Annotated in this window: 14 protein-coding genes; 9 read left to right on the plus strand and 5 right to left on the minus strand. The window is 43.3% G+C overall.

Features of this window, described 5'->3' with window-relative positions:
• Positions 1 to 13: 13 nt before the first annotated feature.
• Together L1077_RS10120 and L1077_RS10125 are read right to left on the minus strand one after the other, a co-directional pair.
• Positions 14 to 1,228, minus strand: a complete 1,215-nt coding sequence (locus tag L1077_RS10120; protein WP_237136730.1) for a M24 family metallopeptidase — start codon at positions 1,226 to 1,228, stop codon at positions 14 to 16.
• Between the two features lie 31 nt (positions 1,229 to 1,259).
• The gene (locus L1077_RS10125) at positions 1,260 to 2,498 is read right to left on the minus strand and encodes an NAD(P)/FAD-dependent oxidoreductase (protein WP_237136731.1); all 1,239 of its coding nucleotides are present in this window, start codon (positions 2,496 to 2,498) and stop codon (positions 1,260 to 1,262) included.
• Between the two features lie 207 nt (positions 2,499 to 2,705).
• On the opposite strand from L1077_RS10125, the gene L1077_RS10130 reads away from it, so the two are divergent.
• From L1077_RS10130 to L1077_RS10145, 4 genes are all read left to right on the plus strand, one after another.
• On the plus strand, positions 2,706 to 3,620 hold the full coding sequence (locus tag L1077_RS10130; protein WP_237136732.1) for a dihydrodipicolinate synthase family protein: 915 nt from the start codon (positions 2,706 to 2,708) through the stop codon (positions 3,618 to 3,620).
• An 11-nt stretch (positions 3,621 to 3,631) separates the two neighbouring features.
• Entirely contained in the window at positions 3,632 to 4,633 is a 1,002-nt protein-coding gene (locus L1077_RS10135; RefSeq protein ID WP_237136733.1) for a 4-hydroxyproline epimerase, read from the plus strand.
• Positions 4,634 to 4,669: 36 nt separating this feature from the next.
• Positions 4,670 to 6,172: an aldehyde dehydrogenase (NADP(+)) gene (locus L1077_RS10140; RefSeq protein WP_237136734.1), complete on the plus strand. Its 1,503-nt coding sequence runs from the start codon at positions 4,670 to 4,672 to the stop codon at positions 6,170 to 6,172.
• A gap of 132 nt (positions 6,173 to 6,304) precedes the next feature.
• Positions 6,305 to 6,970: a GntR family transcriptional regulator gene (locus L1077_RS10145; protein ID WP_237136735.1), complete on the plus strand. Its 666-nt coding sequence runs from the start codon at positions 6,305 to 6,307 to the stop codon at positions 6,968 to 6,970.
• Between the two features lie 76 nt (positions 6,971 to 7,046).
• On the opposite strand, the gene L1077_RS10150 is transcribed toward L1077_RS10145, so the two are convergent.
• Complete coding sequence (locus tag L1077_RS10150) at positions 7,047 to 8,090, minus strand: type III polyketide synthase (protein ID WP_237136736.1); 1,044 nt, start codon at positions 8,088 to 8,090, stop codon at positions 7,047 to 7,049.
• A 499-nt stretch (positions 8,091 to 8,589) separates the two neighbouring features.
• Here L1077_RS10150 and L1077_RS10155 point away from each other — a divergent pair, with 499 nt between their 5' ends.
• The 4 genes from L1077_RS10155 (at position 8,590) to L1077_RS10170 (ending at position 15,145) form a co-directional block, all read left to right on the plus strand.
• Positions 8,590 to 11,166 carry a TonB-dependent receptor gene (locus L1077_RS10155; protein WP_237136737.1) on the plus strand — a complete coding sequence of 859 codons (2,577 nt, stop codon included), beginning with the start codon at positions 8,590 to 8,592 and terminating at the stop codon, positions 11,164 to 11,166.
• A gap of 161 nt (positions 11,167 to 11,327) precedes the next feature.
• Positions 11,328 to 12,440 (plus strand): response regulator, encoded by a 1,113-nt coding sequence (locus L1077_RS10160; RefSeq protein ID WP_237136738.1) that lies wholly within the window; start codon positions 11,328 to 11,330, stop codon positions 12,438 to 12,440.
• A 249-nt stretch (positions 12,441 to 12,689) separates the two neighbouring features.
• Positions 12,690 to 13,139: an Hsp20 family protein gene (locus L1077_RS10165; RefSeq protein ID WP_237136739.1), complete on the plus strand. Its 450-nt coding sequence runs from the start codon at positions 12,690 to 12,692 to the stop codon at positions 13,137 to 13,139.
• Positions 13,140 to 13,300: 161 nt separating this feature from the next.
• A complete protein-coding gene (locus L1077_RS10170; protein ID WP_237136740.1) occupies positions 13,301 to 15,145 on the plus strand; it encodes a peptide-N-glycosidase F-related protein in 1,845 nt (614 codons plus the stop codon).
• Between the two features lie 9 nt (positions 15,146 to 15,154).
• Here the strand turns inward: L1077_RS10170 and L1077_RS10175 are convergent, their stop codons facing one another.
• Both L1077_RS10175 and L1077_RS10180 read right to left on the minus strand, forming a co-directional pair.
• Positions 15,155 to 15,736 (minus strand): FMN-binding negative transcriptional regulator, encoded by a 582-nt coding sequence (locus L1077_RS10175; RefSeq protein WP_237136741.1) that lies wholly within the window; start codon positions 15,734 to 15,736, stop codon positions 15,155 to 15,157.
• Positions 15,733 to 16,308: a GNAT family N-acetyltransferase gene (locus L1077_RS10180; RefSeq protein WP_237136742.1), complete on the minus strand. Its 576-nt coding sequence runs from the start codon at positions 16,306 to 16,308 to the stop codon at positions 15,733 to 15,735. Before L1077_RS10180 ends, L1077_RS10175 begins: the two co-directional genes overlap by 4 nt.
• Before the next feature lie 163 nt (positions 16,309 to 16,471).
• Here L1077_RS10180 and pdxR point away from each other — a divergent pair, with 163 nt between their 5' ends.
• Complete coding sequence (gene pdxR, locus L1077_RS10185; RefSeq protein WP_237136875.1) at positions 16,472 to 17,908, plus strand: MocR-like pyridoxine biosynthesis transcription factor PdxR; 1,437 nt, start codon at positions 16,472 to 16,474, stop codon at positions 17,906 to 17,908.
• Positions 17,909 to 17,960 lie beyond the last annotated feature (52 nt).

Consider the following 17,960-nt stretch of genomic DNA (forward strand, 5'->3'; position numbering starts at 1 on the left):
GCGCTGTGTGTCACTACTTCTCTAGCCCAAAAGGGTCATCAATACTATGACTTGGTTCCGTAAACCATTTAGGGCCTGACTCCGTGATGTAAAAATGGTCCTCAAGGCGAATACCAAATTGGTCGGGAACAACCAGCATGGGTTCATTAGAAAAACACATACCTGGCGCAAGTGGTTGCGGGTTGTCTTTGACCAAATAAGGCAGCTCATGGATATCTAGGCCGATCCCATGCCCTGTTCTATGTGGACAACCGGGCAGTTGATAATCTGGCCCCAAGTTTTGTTCAGCCAAGTAGGTTCTTGCTGCATAGTCTACATCGCCACAGTTCGCGCCAATGTGCGCTGCATTGAAAGCGTGCAACTGAGCTTGCTTTTCATGGGCCCATATTGCGCGTTGATAATCTGTTGCTTCACCAAAGACATAAGTGCGGGTAATGTCACTTAGATAGCCATGCAGCTTACAGCCTGTGTCTATCAATACAACATCGCCTTTTTTAAGTGTTTGGGGCGCCTTTACACCATGTGGAAATGATGTCGCTTTGCCAAATAACACAATACAGAAGTAATTGCCTGTAGCACCAACCTTTTTATGTGCTTGCTCTATAAATGCTTCCACTTCTGTGGTAGTGATACCTTCATGCAATATGGAGGCAGCTGCTTTTTGCACTGCTAAGGTCATATCCATTGCGCGTTGAATTAAGGCAAGCTCATTGTCTGACTTATGCATGCGGCAATGGCTTGTAACACATTGCCCATTCATGATTTTTAAAGTTGAGTTTTCTTTTTGAATGCCATCTACAGTAAAAAAGGCCGTGCTTTCATCGATTGCTAAGGTCGCAGAGTTTGGCAAGCCCAGTTCGGTTAACGCCTGTCTAAGTAGCCGATATGGTGATTGCTCTTCTTGCCAAGCATATACTTTGCCTTGGATGATTTGGTAATCACTGATGGTGCCTAATTCAAAAAATGGTGCAATGAAACATACATCGCTATGAGCCGGAAGTATTGCACCAACAAGTCGTTCACTGGCCGACCAGCTTAAACCTGTAAAATACTTTAAGTTTGTGCCTGCATTTAGGTATAACGCATCAATATTCTGCGCGCGCATGAATGCTTGTGCTTTTTGCATCCTCTCACGATATTCATCTGCAGCAATGGGCCGTGCATCTTGGGTCATGTTTGTGAGGTTGGCAAGGGCCGCTTGTTTGGTTTGAAAACCGATACCTATCATAACTGTATCCTATTTTTTGTTTTATCAAGCATTACTGAAAACGCGCAATACTGTAGGGGGTAATATCAAATACTGTTGGCTGGTTTGCAACCAAGTTTGCGATGAGTTCACTGGTGATCGCGGCCTGTGTTAAACCCAAATGTTGATGGCCTAGTGCAAATAAAATATTGGGGTGCGTTGGCGCCTGGCCTATCACAGGTAATGAGTCGGGTAGTGAAGGTCTAGGGCCCATCCAGTGTTCGCCTTGCTTTACATGGTTGAACTTTTTCAGCAGCGCTTGAGCGTGGGTCAGTAAAGATGCTGCACGAGTATAGAATGGAGGTCTGTGTAAGCCTGCAAATTCGACAGTACCAGCCAACCTGAGACCCGCTTGCATTGGTGTCATAATGAATTGTCGGTCTGCAGAGGCAACGGGGCGACTGAGTGCATGGTTACTAAGCATATTATGATAACCCCGCTCGGCTTCTATCGGTAACTTATAGCCTAATTGCTGACAAAGTTGTTTGCTCCAAGCACCAGTACAGATAATGACCTTGCTAAAGTGTTTTGATTTTCCAAGTGAGTTGATGACACTCGCATTGTGCTCATGTTGAGCGACTTCTGCGACAGATTGCTGCACAAACTGACCACCTAAGCGAATAAACTCTTTATTTATGTGCATTGATAGCTTTAACGGATCTGGCGTGTGTCCTACCTCTGTGAAGAGCAGGGCATATTGCACTTTGTCACTTATTTGGGGCTCTAATGCGATGATAGCGGGTTTATCTAGCAGCTCAACTTTAACCCCGTTTGAGCGATAAGTGTGCTGGATTTTTTTTATCGCATCTAAATCGTAATTTTCAAAGGTGAGCAAACTGCCTTTGCAGATGATATGCGCATTAAAGTTATCTCCTAAAAGGCGTTTGTATGCGTCAAGTGCGGCTTGGTTAAGGGCGCTTAATGCCTGTGTATGTCTTGTGTAACGCTGTGTTGGCATATTTGCGCAAAACCGAGCAAACCATGGCAAAGCTTGTAATAGATATCGCCAGTCTATGCTTAAAGGACTTAGCTTGTTGAATAACATACTTGGCAACTTTTTAAGTAGAGCACGGTCGGCCAGTGGGAAAACTTGCTCAGTCGCAAAATGACCAGCGTTTCCTTTTGAACATTGAGTGCCGACTCCTTTGGGATCATACAGGGTTACTTGGTAGCCCAGCTGTTGTAGCTGCAGGGCATTACACAAACCTACGATACCTGCGCCTACGACTGCAATAGTTAAATTTTTCTTCATTATATTTTCTCTAATTGCGATTGCATTTCTTTGATTTTTATCGGTTTAGTTTGAGTATTAATATTTTTTTATATTACTAATCATGGCCTTATGTCATTTGTTTGGCGTTGGTGAGAACCCTTTTATATTTTTCAGAATTGCATATTGATTATTGTATACAATATACCTATAGTGAAAAAAAGCAACAAACATAACAGAGGAAAAACAATGATCGTAGATTGGCAAGGGGTGTATCCCGCAGTAACCACGCAGTTTAATGAAGATGAGTCAATTAACTTTGAAACAACCAAGGCCATGATCAATTCACTGATTGAAGAGGGGGTACATGGCATTATTGTGCTTGGGACTGTCGGTGAAAATTGTGCATTACGTGCAGAGGAAAAGCGACAAGTTTTAAGTGCAGCTAAAGAGGTGGTGGCAGGTAGAGTGCCTTTACTTGCTGGCGTGGCTGAGACCACCACCGCATTGGCCGTTGAGTTTGTTCAAGACGCCCAGCAATTAGGTGCGGATGGTTTTATGGTGCTACCGGGCATGGTTTATCGCTCAACCGAGCGTGAAGCAATTTATCATTATCAACAGGTTGCTCGAGCAACTTCCTTACCTATTATGATTTATAACAACCCAATTACGTATGGCGTCGATGTATCAATTGAAGGCATGCGCACGTTAGCGGCAGAGCCTAATATTGTCTCAGTTAAAGAGGCCACAGAAGATACACGCAGAATCAGTGAATTAATCTCAGCATTTGGTGAACGGTTCGTTATTTTTGGTGGCGTGGATGATGTTGCCCTAGAAAGTTTAATGTTGGGTGCAACAGGCTGGATCTCCGGTTTAACAAATGTGTTTCCTCGCGAGTCAGTGGCAATTTTTAAGTTGGCACAACAAGGTAGGTTTGCTGAAGCCACCGAGCTCTGGCGCTGGTTTTTACCGTTACTCCGCTTAGATACAGTGCCAACCTTAGTTCAGTGTATTAAATATGCTGAGCAACTTGCCGGGCGTGGGAGTGAAAAGACGCGTTCACCGCGTTTGAGTTTGACTGACAGTGAAAAAGCGTACGTGAGTCGATTGTATGATGAAGCGATGACTAATCGTATCGACCTCACTAAATACAATCTCGATTAAGGATGAGCATAATGAAAAGGGGTACATTTTTTTGTATTGATGGCCACACCTGTGGCAACCCTGTGCGCCTTGTTACCAGTGGCCACCCGAACCTTAAGGGGGCCACAATGGCAGATAAAAGGCAGCACTTTTTAACCGAGTTTGATTGGATCAGAACTGCTTTGATGTTTGAGCCCAGAGGGCACGATATGATGTCTGGTGCTTTTTTATATCCTCCCTGCAGCGATGATGGTGATATCAGCATTTTGTTTATTGAAACTTCGGGGTGCTTGCCTATGTGTGGACACGGCACGATAGGCACGGTCACTTTTGCGTTGGAGCACGGCTTGCTGACACCGAAAGAGCCTGGGCTGGTCAAAATTGATACGCCTGCTGGCCGAGTCGATGCCAGATATGAATTGCATCAAGGCAAGGTGAAATGGGTGCGGTTGATCAATGTGCCGGCTTTTGTTGCTCATACCAATGTGCAAGTGGATATCGAGGAACTTGGCATGCTGACAGTCGACATTGCCTATGGCGGTAACTTTTACATTATTGTAGAGCCTCAGGGTAAGTTTAAAGGAATAGAGCATACCGATGCTGATACATTAATTACGCTTGCTCGAGATATACGAGACGCAGTTAACGAACAAGTTGACTGTATTCACCCCCAGAACCCAAATGTTTTTGGTGCCACACATGTACTTTGGACAGGTAATCCGAAAAGTTCAAAAGCACATGCCGCCAATGCGGTTTTTTATGGAGACAAAGCCATCGATCGTTCCCCCTGTGGGACGGGCACAAGCGCACGTATGGCGCAGTTATTCAGTAAAGGGCAATTGGAGCTTCAAAAGGACTTTATTCACGAGAGCTATATAGGTAGTCAATTTATTGGTCGTGTAGAGGCGGTGACAGAAGTTGCTGGCAAAGCGGCAATCCGGCCAAGCATTCAAGGTTGGGCTGTCAGCACGGGTACCAATTGTATTACCGTGGATGACGATGATCCTTATGCATTCGGATTCCAAGTGATATAGCAACGCAATTCATATTAATAAACACAGGAGGTCATCATGGTATTTAGCGGATTGAGCTATATTGCAGGGGATTGGCAAAAGGGTTCGAGCAATGAGGTTTTTAAGGGGTTCTGTCCCGGAACAAATGAGTACTTACCAACAGCATTTTATGAATCATGTGAGCAGCTTGTACACCAAGCAGTTATGTCCGCAGAAGCTGCATTTAAGCTATATCGCGCTATTTCTAATTATCAGCGCGGTGAGTTTTTAAATACAATTGCAGATGAGATTCTGGCATTGGGTGATGAACTCATAGAAGTCACCATGCTAGAAACGAACTTACCCAAACCGCGGCTTGAAGGAGAGCGGGGGCGTACAGTTAATCAGTTACGAGCGTTTGCTGAGGTGTTAAACCAAGATCTGAACCCACTGCATTTAAGCGTCAATGAGGAGGCAAACGACAACAGGTTGCCTGTTGCCAAACCTAAAACTAGGCTAACCCATATTCCGATTGGCGTGGTTGCGGTATTTGGTGCATCAAATTTTCCTTATGCGTTTTCTACACTGGGCGGCGACACAGCAGCGGCGCTGGCGGCAGGTTGTCCTGTTGTTGTTAAAGCACATCCTGCGCATCCCGCAACCAATGAGTTGATGACGAGAGTCATTGATCGAGCAATTAAGCAATGCGGTATGCCAAGTGGACTATTCTCTATGCTGCAAGGCAGCCAACATTCACTCTCACATCAACTTGTGAGTGAGCCTCACGTCAAAGCTGTCGGCTTTACTGGATCGCTGGGTGCAGCCAGTGCTTTGCTAGACACAATCAATCAAAGAGTTGAGAAGATCCCTTTTTACGGTGAGCTTGGTAGCGTAAATCCACAAATTGTATTAAAGCAATATGCAGTTCAGCACGGTGCTGTATTGGCAAAGCAATTGGTCAATTCAATGGCTATGGGTCATGGCCAGTTCTGCACAAGTCCAGGTGTGTGGTTGGTGCCGGATGACGCGCATTATTTTGAACAAGCCGCGACTGATGCTGTTGAGTCGAGTCCGTCAGACACCTTATTAACGCCGGGTATTCAAAAGACATTTAAGCAAGCGACGACATATTTAGAAGCGCACCCTGATGTTACCTTGTTAGCAAAAGGCCTGAAAAGTAAGGATTATCATGCTTGTGTGCAGTTATATGCCTGTGCCGCGAGAGACTTCATTGAAGATACTCAGCTTCAAGAAGAAGTATTTGGCCCCTGCGCCATGTTAGTGAGATATCGAAATGATGAAGAGCTTGAGCTGGTCGTGAATGTACTGGCAGGTCAATTAACCGCTAGTATCTATGGGGAGAGGAGTGAATTACAGCAACAAAGCCACTTGATTGATGCGCTGAGCTACAAGGTTGGGCGAATTATTTATAATCAAGCCCCGACAGGGGTGGAAGTGTGTATGTCGATGAACCACGGAGGTCCATTTCCATCCTCCACAGATATAAAAAGCACGTCTGTAGGCACAAGAGCATTGCTGAGGTTTTTAAGGCCGCTTTGTGTGCAAGGGCAAATACTTTAGGTAACTAAGTATCAAGCTCTGTGTCGTTATGGGCTTGATACTTATCAGACAAACACGGCTTTCATCTGGTCTGCGTGCATTTTCAATTTAGCCACGTATAATGTAACTCACTGTAAATTTATGATTAACCCCATGGCGATTGTACATAAAACTAGAACTCAACTTGTTGCCGAAGCGATTAGAGATAAGATTTTAAGCGGTGAAATTAAAGCTGGAGAGCCTTTGCGTCAAGCCGCATTAGCAGAAGAGCTTAATGTGAGCCGTATCCCCGTTCGCGAAGCTTTATTGCAATTAGAAGCTGAAGGGTTAGTTAATTTTGAAGCACATAAAGGGGCAACAGTGACAAGCCTCAGTGCTGAGCAAATAGACGAAATATTTGACCTACGCGCTTTACTTGAAGCTGAGCTGCTTAGCCACTCCATTACACACTTAACAAACCGTGATTTGCTTGAAGCAGAAGCCATTTTAGCAGATCTGGAAGACGCCATTGCTGCTGGAGATTCGCAGTTGGCAACAGGCAAGCTCAATGCTGAGTTTCATGATAAGTTATACGCGCGTGCAAATAGACCTCAAACACGGGAGCTTGTTGCGGTATACAGTAAAAACTCAGAGCGCTATGTACGAATGCACATCTTACTTGCTGGCGGTATTAATACTGCACCTGAGGAGCATAGAAAGTTACTGCAGCTTTGCCGCGACAAAGACATTGCGGGTGCATGTGACTACTTAAAGCATCATATTTTAAGTGCCAAAGACGGCATTAAAGCATTGTTATTAAAACTTGAAGCAGATGCTTAGTCAGTTTGGCAAGCCATTTATCTCAGCTTGATGAGTAAAATGGCTCCTCCCATCATCTCTTCTTTTGTTGGCTTTATTATTGCCAGATACCCACACTCATCTCAGATGTAAAACCCGGACCAAACGCCGCGAGTAAGCTGGTTTCTCCTTTTGTTGCATGTTCAAATGTACGTCGTAAAACATCAATAACCGCGACACTTGAGGTATTGCCAGTTTCTGCAAGGCAAGCCCGTGAATGCTTTACTTTGTCAGGGGCTAGGTCAAGACAGCGTTCTAGTTCATCTAAAATCCGTCTACCCCCAGTGTGAAATATCGTATTGTCCACATCATTGGCATCAATCTCTAATTTGTCTTTGCAAAAAGATTGAAGGTATGGCGCAACGTGTGGAATTGAATGCATCACGTCTTTATCAAGCGAGAACTTAAAGCCTTTATCGGTGAGTTGGTATTCAATATAGGGCATGGTGTCTTCAATTGTAACGCTTTGATTGTGGGTTAATCTGAGCCCAGATATCTGGTCGTCACCACGCATCACCACAGCTGCCGCACCATCTGCAAATAACGAATTGCTGATAAAGTCTTGCAAGCGCCCCGCTTCTTTATGAAAACACAGAGACGAAGTTTCTACACAGACAATTAATACGTTTCTATCAGGGCGGTGCTCACAATACTCAAATGCACGTCCTATGGCTGATGCGCCGGCAACACAGCCTAATTGTGCAATTGGGATCTGTTTAGTATCGGGTCTAAGTGACAGACGATTAATAAGATGTGCAGTGAGTGAAGGCATCATAAATCCTGTGCAGGAAGTGGCGATGACCATGTCAATCTCATCTACGCTGAGCCTTGCATTGTGAATCGCTTCTCGAGCGACGTTTTCAGCCATTTCAATAGCGGCATCTTGATACACTTTTGCACGTTCGCCAAAGTCTCCTTGCTTAACAACATCTGTCAGCGGCATGATCAGGTGCCTTTTTTTCACTTCAGCATTTTGGATCATGTCGAATGCGCGTTTTTTGTGTGGACTATTTGGGTGACATAACTCAATGACAGTCATGATATCGTCGGCATTAACTTCATAGTTTGGATAGTAAGTTGCTGGTTTGCTTAGAGTTGTCATGAAATTTCTCTCCTTAATTGAATGACACTAAGCAAGACCTAATGTTGCTTTCTTTTATTTCACAAAATATTAAATTAATTTTTAAATTTGTTATTTTGTAATCGTAAGTCATTGATATAAATAAATTAATATTTTTGATTTTTTTTGTATTTTCAAACTCTAAGCTACAGACCCTCAGGTTGTTTGGATAGTGCGCCTGATAATTGCGTTATACGCATGTAAAAAGTCTTTAAATTGGTACTGGATAGCTAGAATAACATTGCTTTACAACCTAAAACGCATCTTTACGCATCTTTTCCTATCTTTTTATTGATTTTAAGTGATTGAATCATAAAGGGTTGTTTTGGTTTTGATTCTTTTTCTCAATCTTTTTTCTTGGTTTTTGAAGTGTGGTGGGGTTTTATTGCGCTTTTATTAATTTTTCATTCATTTTTCTCGCTCTAATGTCCAGTTAAGCGCCATGGCAAGTTAAAAACAACATCTATTTAGGAAAGTATCTATGAGAAAAACCGCTATCAGTATTGCGATTGCAATGTCGACAGGAGGTGCAATAACGCCTGTATTTGCAAATGATCAAGCAGCATCAATAGAAAAAATAGAAGTAACGGGATCGCGTATTAAACGCTCAGATATGGAGACAGCGAGCCCAGTTACATTTATTGGCGCTGATGCTATCCAAGCGAGTGGTGCCGTGAGCATTGATGATGTTTTGCAGGATATTACAGCCGCCGCTGGCGCTATGACTAATCCGGGTGTTAACAATGGCTCTGGAGGTAACGCAAGTATCAATCTGCGCGGTCTTGGCGCGCAACGTACTTTGGTGCTGGTGAATGGCCGCAGAATGATTAATTCGGGCACGGGGGCTGCATCAACAGTTGATTTAAATACGATTCCAGTTGCGATGATCAAGCATATTGAAGTCCTCAAAGATGGGGCATCGGCGGTGTATGGAACCGACGCGGTTGCAGGTGTGGTGAATATTATCCTTAAAGATGACTTTGAAGGGGCAGAGTTGAATGCGCAAACCGGTTTGTCTGGGGAAGGGGATGCGGAGCAACATAATGTTGACCTGACGGTAGGTACCAGCTTTGATCGCGGTAACATGGTGTTCGGCATTCAATATATGGAGCGCGGATCGGCAAGCCAAGCTGATAGAGATTTTTCGTCTTGTCCAATCAGTGAGGTCGATAACGGAAAGTCCCTGACCTGTGGCGGTTCAACCATTACCCCAAATGGTCATTTGTACCTTGAAAATGGCAAAGAATTACAAGGCGATACTGACGGAAGCTACGCAGAGTACAACCCAGAGACCGATCCGTATAACTATGCATCTGATAGCTATTTATATACACCTATGCAAAGGCTTAATTTAACAGGTGTGCTCAATTATGAGCTTGGCAGTAACACGAATTTATTTACTGAAGCCATGTATTCAAAGCGTTGGTCAGAACAGCAAATGGCACCTCAGCCTGTATGGTTTGATTTCACTTATACAGAAAGTATGGGGGATGATTTGATAGAGCATGGTGCTGAGTATGGCGATACCGTCCATTATCGCCGCCGTATGTCTGATACGGGAACTCGTGACTTTTCACAAGTTGTTGATACGGTAAGAACTGTGGTAGGTGTAGAAGGATATCTGGATAACGACTGGAGTTGGGATGTTGCGGTTAATTTTGGTCGTAATGACTCTGTTGATCAACTGTCTAATTTGCACAATATCGGCAGTTTGACCGAAGATATCGAGCTGGGTAAGTTTAACCCACTCGACCAGTCAGCGTGGTCGGCGGATAATATGACTGATTATCTATACACTGAACAAAATACAGGTGGTAGCCAGATGCTGAACTTCAGTGCGTCACTTGCCGGTGAGATTATGGCGCTGCCAGCGGGCTACTTGGGGTTTGCAACGGGTATTGAAAAAAGGACCGAAAAAGCCTGGTACACACCTGACTCACTGACCTCACAAGGTCTGGCTAACGACCCAAAAGTTGAGCCGACCAGTGGCTCATATGATGTGAATGAAGCGTTTGTAGAGTTTGCTATTCCAGTGCTTGCTGATGTGGCTTTTGCACAAAACTTAGATTTAAGTGCGGCTGTTAGGGCGTTTGATTACTCAAGCTTTGGCAGTGACTCAACATGGAAACTCGGTTTTACTTGGAAACTCAATGAACAGCTAATGTTTAGAGGTGTTAAATCAACCGCATTTCGCGCACCGACGGTCGATGAGCTATATGGTGGTAAATCGCCATCCTTCGAGCAAATATCTCATCCTCACTTAGATAGCCAAGCTGAAGTGATTGTTGGGGGAAATGCGAATCTCACACCAGAAGAAGCAGATACGTTAACGTTTGGACTGGTATATGAACCAAGTTTTTTAGAGGGGTTGTCACTGACTTTAGATTATTACGATATCGCTATCACTAATGCGATCAGCGAAGTGAATAATCAATATATCATTGATAACTGTGTCAACAACAGCGGGGATTTAATAAATCAAGATTCGGCTATGTGCTCTTCGGCAAATGTACAAATATCTAATGGCAAAGCGACATTTAACAACCAGTTGCAAAACATTGGCGATGAGACAACGCAAGGGTATGACATTAATGTTGCGTATGCGTTTGATGCTGCTGGGCTTGCGTGGAGAGCAGGGTGGGATACATCGATTTTAAAAGAGCGCACCATTACTATGGCTGGGGAAACCGTTGACTACACTGGTTTGATCACGTCAGGTTTAGGGGGATATGCAGACATAAAATCGAGTTTAAGTTTGTCTGTAAAAGCCGATACATGGGGTGCAAATTACAAGGTGAGATACTTATCGGGCATGGATAGCTTTAGCTGCTTAGATAACCCTACAAGTTGTTACGCACCAAGCACGCCAAGCGTGGTTTATCATGATATTTCTGGCAGCTATTTTGTCAGTGATACTGTTAAGCTCACGGGCGGCATTAATAATTTGTTCGATAAGCAACCGCCTTATTATTCTGGTAACAATGACTCCAATACAGATCCATATACATACGATACTTTAGGGCGTTATGTGTATGCCGGACTGAACATTCAGTTTTAATTTTTAGGTTCAAAAAAATTCGTTTTTCACACTCTCCTTAGAGAGACCAAAGGGTATGCATGTGTTGCAGCCCTTTTTTATTTAAAAAATTAAAGCTAAATACGGCACTGTTTCGTTTAACGTCTATAGTGTGAGATGAAAACAGATGAATGGGAGCTGGGATGAGCGTTCGTATTTTGGTCATTGATGATGACAAGACATACCGTACTTTACTTTCTCAGACGTTTGCGGATTATGAAGTGAGCGTCGCATCTAGTGGTGAAGAGGGATTACAAAAAGCCATCGAATTGAAGCCGCATGTGATTTTACTCGATATCGTGATGGCAGGTATGGATGGATATGCCACCTGTTCAGAGCTGCGAAAAATAGAACACTTGCGACATACCCCCATTGTATTTATTTCTAACTTATCGTCCTCTGATTGTCGTCTAAAAGCGTTTGAAATTGGTGCCAATGAATATGTATGTAAAACCACTCATCCAAACGAGCTAAAAGACAAAGTAGTCGCTATTTTAGATGCTGATCATGACTATTTTGAAGCACATGCGGACATAGTACAAAAAGAGTCACTATTACTGGATTTACAAAGGCAAAATGCCTGCATGAAGTCCATTGGCTTATTTATGCAAGCAACCCACTATTGTAGTGATCTGGAAGTGCTGCAAAAAATATTCATTAATACCCTAAACGCACTTGGGCTGCGTGCCATTATTCATTTCAAAAATCGCGCATTATTTCGCAGTACATCAGGCTGTGTTGCTAAATTAGAGCATGAAATGTTGTTGCACCACGAGGATTTTGAGCGTGTACATCAATTCGATCATGGTCCTATGGTGTTTAACTGGCGCAGTAGCATTTTGTTGGTGAAAAATGTCGGTGAGTTGAGTGATATTTGTGCCCATGTCATGGATGCGTTAGAGCTTGCTATCAGTAATTTAAACCGCAGAGCAGAGATGGTCGAGCAAATTCTATCGATAGAAAAAACCAATAAAGAAATTCTAGCAAGTTTAAAAGAAACGAAAAGCAAATCGAATACCACACTTAAGCAACAGCTATTTGATTCTGGTCTGATCTCACAGTTTGATCTACAAGACGAAAATGATCTTGACGAACTTATTGCGAGCTCCAGTGATGAATTGGTAGGTATGGTTGAAGCGTTTGGTGATAATGCTGAGCGGATCAGCGCAATTTTAGGCAGTTTGAAAAAGCCCCCTCAAGAACTCAGATTCTTATTTAAAGAAAGTGCCAGCAATGCGGATACGACCCTATTTTAGTTTTTATACTGCACTGTCATGAAAGTGATGGTGCGGGTAAAGATAAATTTTTTGATATATAAAACAAGAGATTATAAATTTATTTTGATTTTTTATAATAATTTTCTTGAAAACATTCCTCCTCGTCCATAGATAGAGTTATGAGGTCGCCGTAAGGGACTGAAATTAACTTAACACATTGTTTTATATGCCTATTAACTGCTTTTTAAAGAGTCAACAGGCTTAATATCGCTTTATGAGGATACCATTATGCGTACAGTAGATTTATCACCACTTTATCGTTCATTCATTGGCTTTGATCACCTAGCTACATTAATGGACTCGGCACAAAGAAGCTCAGAAAAACAGTCTGGTTTTCCACCTTATAATATTGAAGCTTTGGATGAAGATAAGTACCAAATTACCATGGCCGTTGCAGGATTCAGTGAGCAAGAGTTGTCACTAGAGTCAGAAAACAATACGCTCACAGTGAGAGGTGAGAAGCAGAATAAAGCGTCTGCTCAAGAGCGTAAATTTATTCATCAAGGTCTTGCTGAACGCAATTTTGAGCGCAAGTTTCAGCTCGGAGATCATATTAAAGTCATCGGCGCAGATTTAGAAAATGGCTTGTTAAAAATAGATTTGGAACGCGAAGTGCCAGAAGCCATGAAGCCAAGAAAAATAGCCATTGGCTCAACGAAATTACTTGAAGAAGAATAACTAAACCCCTTATTTGCTTGTTACGTTGTTTCCAACCAGCCGCCGTATGGCGGCTTTTTTGTGTTTAATAAAAATGAACTATAAAAAGGAACAACGGGACTTTACATGTTTTACCCATGTCCGTATGGTTGTGTTAATTTTATGTAACCAAGGAATGTGCGATGAAACTTACCTTTTTATTGCTGATGATATTGTTTTGCCCTAAGTTATTGGCAAATAGTACATTAGCTACCACCCAGATACTGACAGAGTACACGTCATTTACACAGCATGGCGACCATGGCTTTGTGGTCGATTTATTACCCGCTGATCCCTCAGCAAAACACACCCTCGAAGTTGAACTTGGCTGCGCAGCGCAAGGTTGTAGCGATTGGGATTATACGGTGCGCTTTGAATGGCACCAAGGCGCAAAGCGCTACGAGCTGGGACGCCTAATTACCCCTTATGCTGGATATATGCAACGCGGCATGCATGGTTTTGACCGAAATTGGCGGCGCACTTTCTCTTTTGATGTTTCTCATTTAGCACCAGTGCTGACAGGTGAAGGCAGTTTAAATGTGCATTATGGTGGCTGGGGCGCTAAAAAGAGTGCTTTTGGTATTGCTGCAAAGCTCGTTTCACAGCCAAACTATCATACCAGAGCGGTTAAACGTGTAATTCCACTGTATGAGTCCGGCTCTGAAGGCTGGCCATATAAAACAGCACAAGACTTTGCTGCTTTATTGCCAGCCAAAAACGTCGCCTTTGAAGCCGGTGAGCAATCTGCTGAGATTAAGATGATTGTCACAGCACACGGCCATGCTTTGTCCTATGACAACCCTGAAGGAAAAGCTGAGTTGTGTGGTGAATGGTGCGATAGATATTTTACCTTGCATCAAGATGGAAGCTTAGTGGTTCAGCAAAACCTGTGGCGTGATGATTGCGACCAAAGTGCCACTTTCCCACAAGGAGGCACTTATTTATTTGCGCGTGCAAATTGGTGTCCAGGAGAAGCCGTTACGCCTTTTAGTTATCCTGTTGATATATCTAATGTGAATTCAGAATTTGACTTGAACTGGCAGGCATATAGTTGGGCACCTTCTCAGTATGGTAAAGATGCACCGAGATATATCGTTAATGCGGTTTTAGTCACCTATGGCGAGCAGACCGTTGAAGAAGATATCGCACTCACGACTATCGTTAAACCGAATGCTGCCATGCCAGATCGCATTGGTTTGTCATGTGGTGAGATAGAAGTTGAAGTAGCAAACCAAGGAAATACAAAAATCAATGAACTGTGGTTTGACTATGGCGTTGAGGGACAGCAAGCGAATCAATATTACTGGCAGGGTGAGATTGTAGCAGGTGATAAGAAACGCATTACATTTAGCGCTGAATTTTTGGGGATTTTTAACACAGAGCAAGCGAAGTTGAATGTAACTGTGCGAAGTACAGGCGATAAAAAAATCGCGAATAACAGCCAAACAGTTCGGTTTAACCGCCCAATTGCGATTGAGTCCAGTGCGGTTTTACGGCTGCTGACAGGCAAGCAGGGCGACGAAACCCGTGTTTCTTTATTCGACCGCACACAATCGACAGTAAAACATTGGGATGAATTTACAGATGCCAGTTGGCATGACCTGCCTTTGGATGTGCCGGTGGGTTGCTATACCTTGAAAATCCAAGACAGTGCGCAAGATGGCCTTGCATTTCCATTTTTTAATCAGCGCAAGGGTAAAGGCGAAATCGTGTTACATCACAGTGATGCCGCAGACTCAGCAATAACGGTATTACAGCCTGACTTTGGTCGTGAGCTAGCTATTCCTGTTACCGTCGGCTATGAAATGGGAGGCTGTGCAGCAACTGCTTGGCAAGCGGACCTTGCTTACAATAAAAAAGGACAACAAGTTGCTTATAAAGGTGTGATCTATCAAGCTCGACATTGGAGTTATAATTTTGAGCCTGATAGAGCAGGACCTTACGACCCTTGGCAAGCAGTAAGCTATTGTGATGGCAGTGCACTCTAAAACACGGGGTTATTCGTAGTAGGAGCGCATTTCTGGGTTGGTGTTGCTTAACAGATCGGCAATGCCAGCCCGAGTTTCTGCTGTTTTATTCTGACTTAATTTAAAGTTGCCAGATAAAGCTTCAAGTTTTATCTCGAAAAATAATAAGCTTTTACACATGGATTTTAGTCGCTTTTCTGGTACAGCTGTCAATTGCCAAGGATTACGCTTATCTTCAAAAGCTTGCAGTATATGTCCCATTACCTCTAGTTGCTTGTCATAATCTTCGATAGAAATGAGCTTCCCTTGGCCTTGTACTGTCACATAGTCCCAAGTTGGTAAGCTAAGGCCCTCTACTTGGTTAGGAGAGAGGTAGGTATCCGGTCCTCTAAATACAATATCCACGGTGGTTCCGACAAAGTGCTTTATGGGGTTTGAACCCGTCGCATGGCCAAAGAGTGTTTTTGACCCTTTGCAAAGGCTAACGGGTATATGGCAAATATGTGTTTGATCCTCACTTTTACAAAAAAAAGTGGCTAAGGGGAAGCGCTGAATTACATCAAAAAGCGCGCTATCTTGTTGTTGAACATACTCTTTGAATGGGTATTTCATAGCCAAGACTCTAGACGCTGTTTAATGTCGGGCCACATATCATCTGTAATGCTAAAACGGGCTGTATTTCTAAAACTGCCATCTGGTAGTTTTCTATTTTTCAGATGGATAGCTTCAAAGTGTGCACCTAGTCGAGCAATTGCGCTGCGCGATTTGTGATTTAGCTCATGTGTTTGAAATTCAATTCTGACTAATCCTAGTGTTTCAAAAGCATGTTTTAATAATAAGTATTTTGCATGTGTATTGATGTGACTGCGCTGCCAGTCTAAGCCGATAAATGTATGGCCAATTTCGGCTTGAAGGTTGTGGGGATCTAGTCTAAATATGCGTGTATTACCAGTCACTTGGTTAGTTGCAACATCAATAATGGCAAAGGCGAGCTGCTCCTGTGGGTCAAATTGAGCTGTTTGCTCAAACCAGTCTTTTAATATCTCAGGGCTTTGACAATAGTTGGTCGGGACCCAGCGCCAAAGCGCCTTGGCTTCACCAACTTTTTGTAATGCATCAAGGTGTGAATGAGATAAGGGGTCTAAGCGCACTTTGTTAGAGCACAGTGATATCGGTTTTAACATATATTTCTCCTTAGGCTGTGACGATACATGGTTGCTATGAATTAAGGCTACGCTTTTCTGGTCAGGTTTAAACAACCAGATCTTAAAAATTTTCTATACCAGCTTGCTAGCAGGCTGAGATTTTTATACGCTCAATAGCACTTAATACTGCTGCGATAAAATGATGTTTACAGGGCGCCCATTAGATAAAAAAAATAAAGCAAAATATATTCAAATGGCAGAGCAAGTGCGCTCAGCAATTCAAAGCGGCCACATTAAGCCCGGTGAAAAGTTACCCTCAGCACGGGCTTTAGGTGAGCTGTTTTCTGTGAATCGTCATACGGTGATGAATGCATTGCAAAACTTGGTTGCTGAAGGATGGTTGGTGTCTGAGTTACGAAAAGGCTATAAGGTTAATAGCCAATTGCCTATCGTGCATAGCACACAAGTCCATGAACAAGACGTGACATTTGAGCCTGTAACGCCAAAATTTGCTGCCGTCATGCCTAAACATCCATCACCGCCTTTAGAAGAATATACCTATAATTTTGCAGGTGGACTGCCGGATATTACGCAGTTTCCATTTGATGAGTTCAGGCGCAGTATCAATAAGGTATGTCGTAGTAGCAATGCCCATGCACTTCATTATCAAAATGTGGCTGGAGAGCCCGAACTACGTACGCAGTTAAAAGCATACTTGCGCAAAGCGCGAGGACTACCCTGTGATGATGTACTGGTTTGTAATGGCTCACAGGAAGCCTTGTTTTTAACAGCGCAAGCGTTTTTGAACCCTGGTGAAGGGGTTGCAATGGAGTTACTTGGCTACCCGCCAGCTAGGCAAGCTTTTATGGCAGCAGGTGGCGTGATTTACGATATTAAACAAGATGAGCAGGGCTTGTGTGTTGAAGCCTTGGCGGAAGGTTTTGCCAGCTCGGCTATTCGCTTATTGTATTTAACCCCGTTGCATCAATATCCCACCACACTCACTATGTCGGTTGCGAGAAGAATGGCGATATATAAGTTATGTGCACAGCACGGCGTTTTTATCATAGAAGACGATTATGATCATGAATTTCACTACCGCTGTCCTCCACTTCAGCCAATGGCTGCGAATGATCCCGCGCAAATAGTGATTTACCTCTCGACCTTTTCGAAAATCATGTTCGCAGGTGCAAGGTTAGGCTATGTCACCGCAGCACCAGCTGTACTTGAGCAGCTTGTAGGACTGAAAAGGCTGATAAATCATAAGAATGATGTGTTAATGCAGTTGGCCATTGCTGATTGGATGGCAACGGGCAACTTTGAAAGGCACCTGCGTCGAATGACTAAACTATATCAACAGCGGTGCGACTTGATGGCACAAAAACTCGGTGATCTCAAAGAACAGGGATTTGATATTGAATTTAAACAACCAGATGGTGGGATGGCATTTTGGGTTGATTTAAAACGAGATATATCAGATTTACCAGCCAAGCTTGAGGAAGCAAAGATATTTGCGCACACTGAACAGGCGTTTTGCCACACTAAAATAGAAAGAGAAACACACATACGACTTGGCTTTGCAGGGCAAGAACCAGAGAGAATAACAGCAGGACTTGATGCGATTTTTGCGTTACTTTGAAGGGAAAAAAGGGTCCATGCCTAGACCCGGTATCGACATAGAATTGCATGTG

Source organism: Pseudoalteromonas luteoviolacea (assembly GCF_021654285.1).
Lineage (GTDB): Bacteria > Pseudomonadota > Gammaproteobacteria > Enterobacterales > Alteromonadaceae > Pseudoalteromonas > Pseudoalteromonas luteoviolacea_J.

Coding starts and splice junctions, on each gene's coding strand:
- L1077_RS10120 (WP_237136730.1), bottom strand. CDS start 1,228: ATGATAGGTATCGGTTTTCAAACCAAACAAGCGGCCCTTGCCAACCTC.
- L1077_RS10125 (WP_237136731.1), bottom strand. CDS start 2,498: ATGAAGAAAAATTTAACTATTGCAGTCGTAGGCGCAGGTATCGTAGGT.
- L1077_RS10130 (WP_237136732.1), top strand. CDS start 2,706: ATGATCGTAGATTGGCAAGGGGTGTATCCCGCAGTAACCACGCAGTTT.
- L1077_RS10135 (WP_237136733.1), top strand. CDS start 3,632: ATGAAAAGGGGTACATTTTTTTGTATTGATGGCCACACCTGTGGCAAC.
- L1077_RS10140 (WP_237136734.1), top strand. CDS start 4,670: ATGGTATTTAGCGGATTGAGCTATATTGCAGGGGATTGGCAAAAGGGT.
- L1077_RS10145 (WP_237136735.1), top strand. CDS start 6,305: ATGGCGATTGTACATAAAACTAGAACTCAACTTGTTGCCGAAGCGATT.
- L1077_RS10150 (WP_237136736.1), bottom strand. CDS start 8,090: ATGACAACTCTAAGCAAACCAGCAACTTACTATCCAAACTATGAAGTT.
- L1077_RS10155 (WP_237136737.1), top strand. CDS start 8,590: ATGAGAAAAACCGCTATCAGTATTGCGATTGCAATGTCGACAGGAGGT.
- L1077_RS10160 (WP_237136738.1), top strand. CDS start 11,328: ATGAGCGTTCGTATTTTGGTCATTGATGATGACAAGACATACCGTACT.
- L1077_RS10165 (WP_237136739.1), top strand. CDS start 12,690: ATGCGTACAGTAGATTTATCACCACTTTATCGTTCATTCATTGGCTTT.
- L1077_RS10170 (WP_237136740.1), top strand. CDS start 13,301: ATGAAACTTACCTTTTTATTGCTGATGATATTGTTTTGCCCTAAGTTA.
- L1077_RS10175 (WP_237136741.1), bottom strand. CDS start 15,736: ATGAAATACCCATTCAAAGAGTATGTTCAACAACAAGATAGCGCGCTT.
- L1077_RS10180 (WP_237136742.1), bottom strand. CDS start 16,308: ATGTTAAAACCGATATCACTGTGCTCTAACAAAGTGCGCTTAGACCCC.
- pdxR (WP_237136875.1), top strand. CDS start 16,472: ATGTTTACAGGGCGCCCATTAGATAAAAAAAATAAAGCAAAATATATT.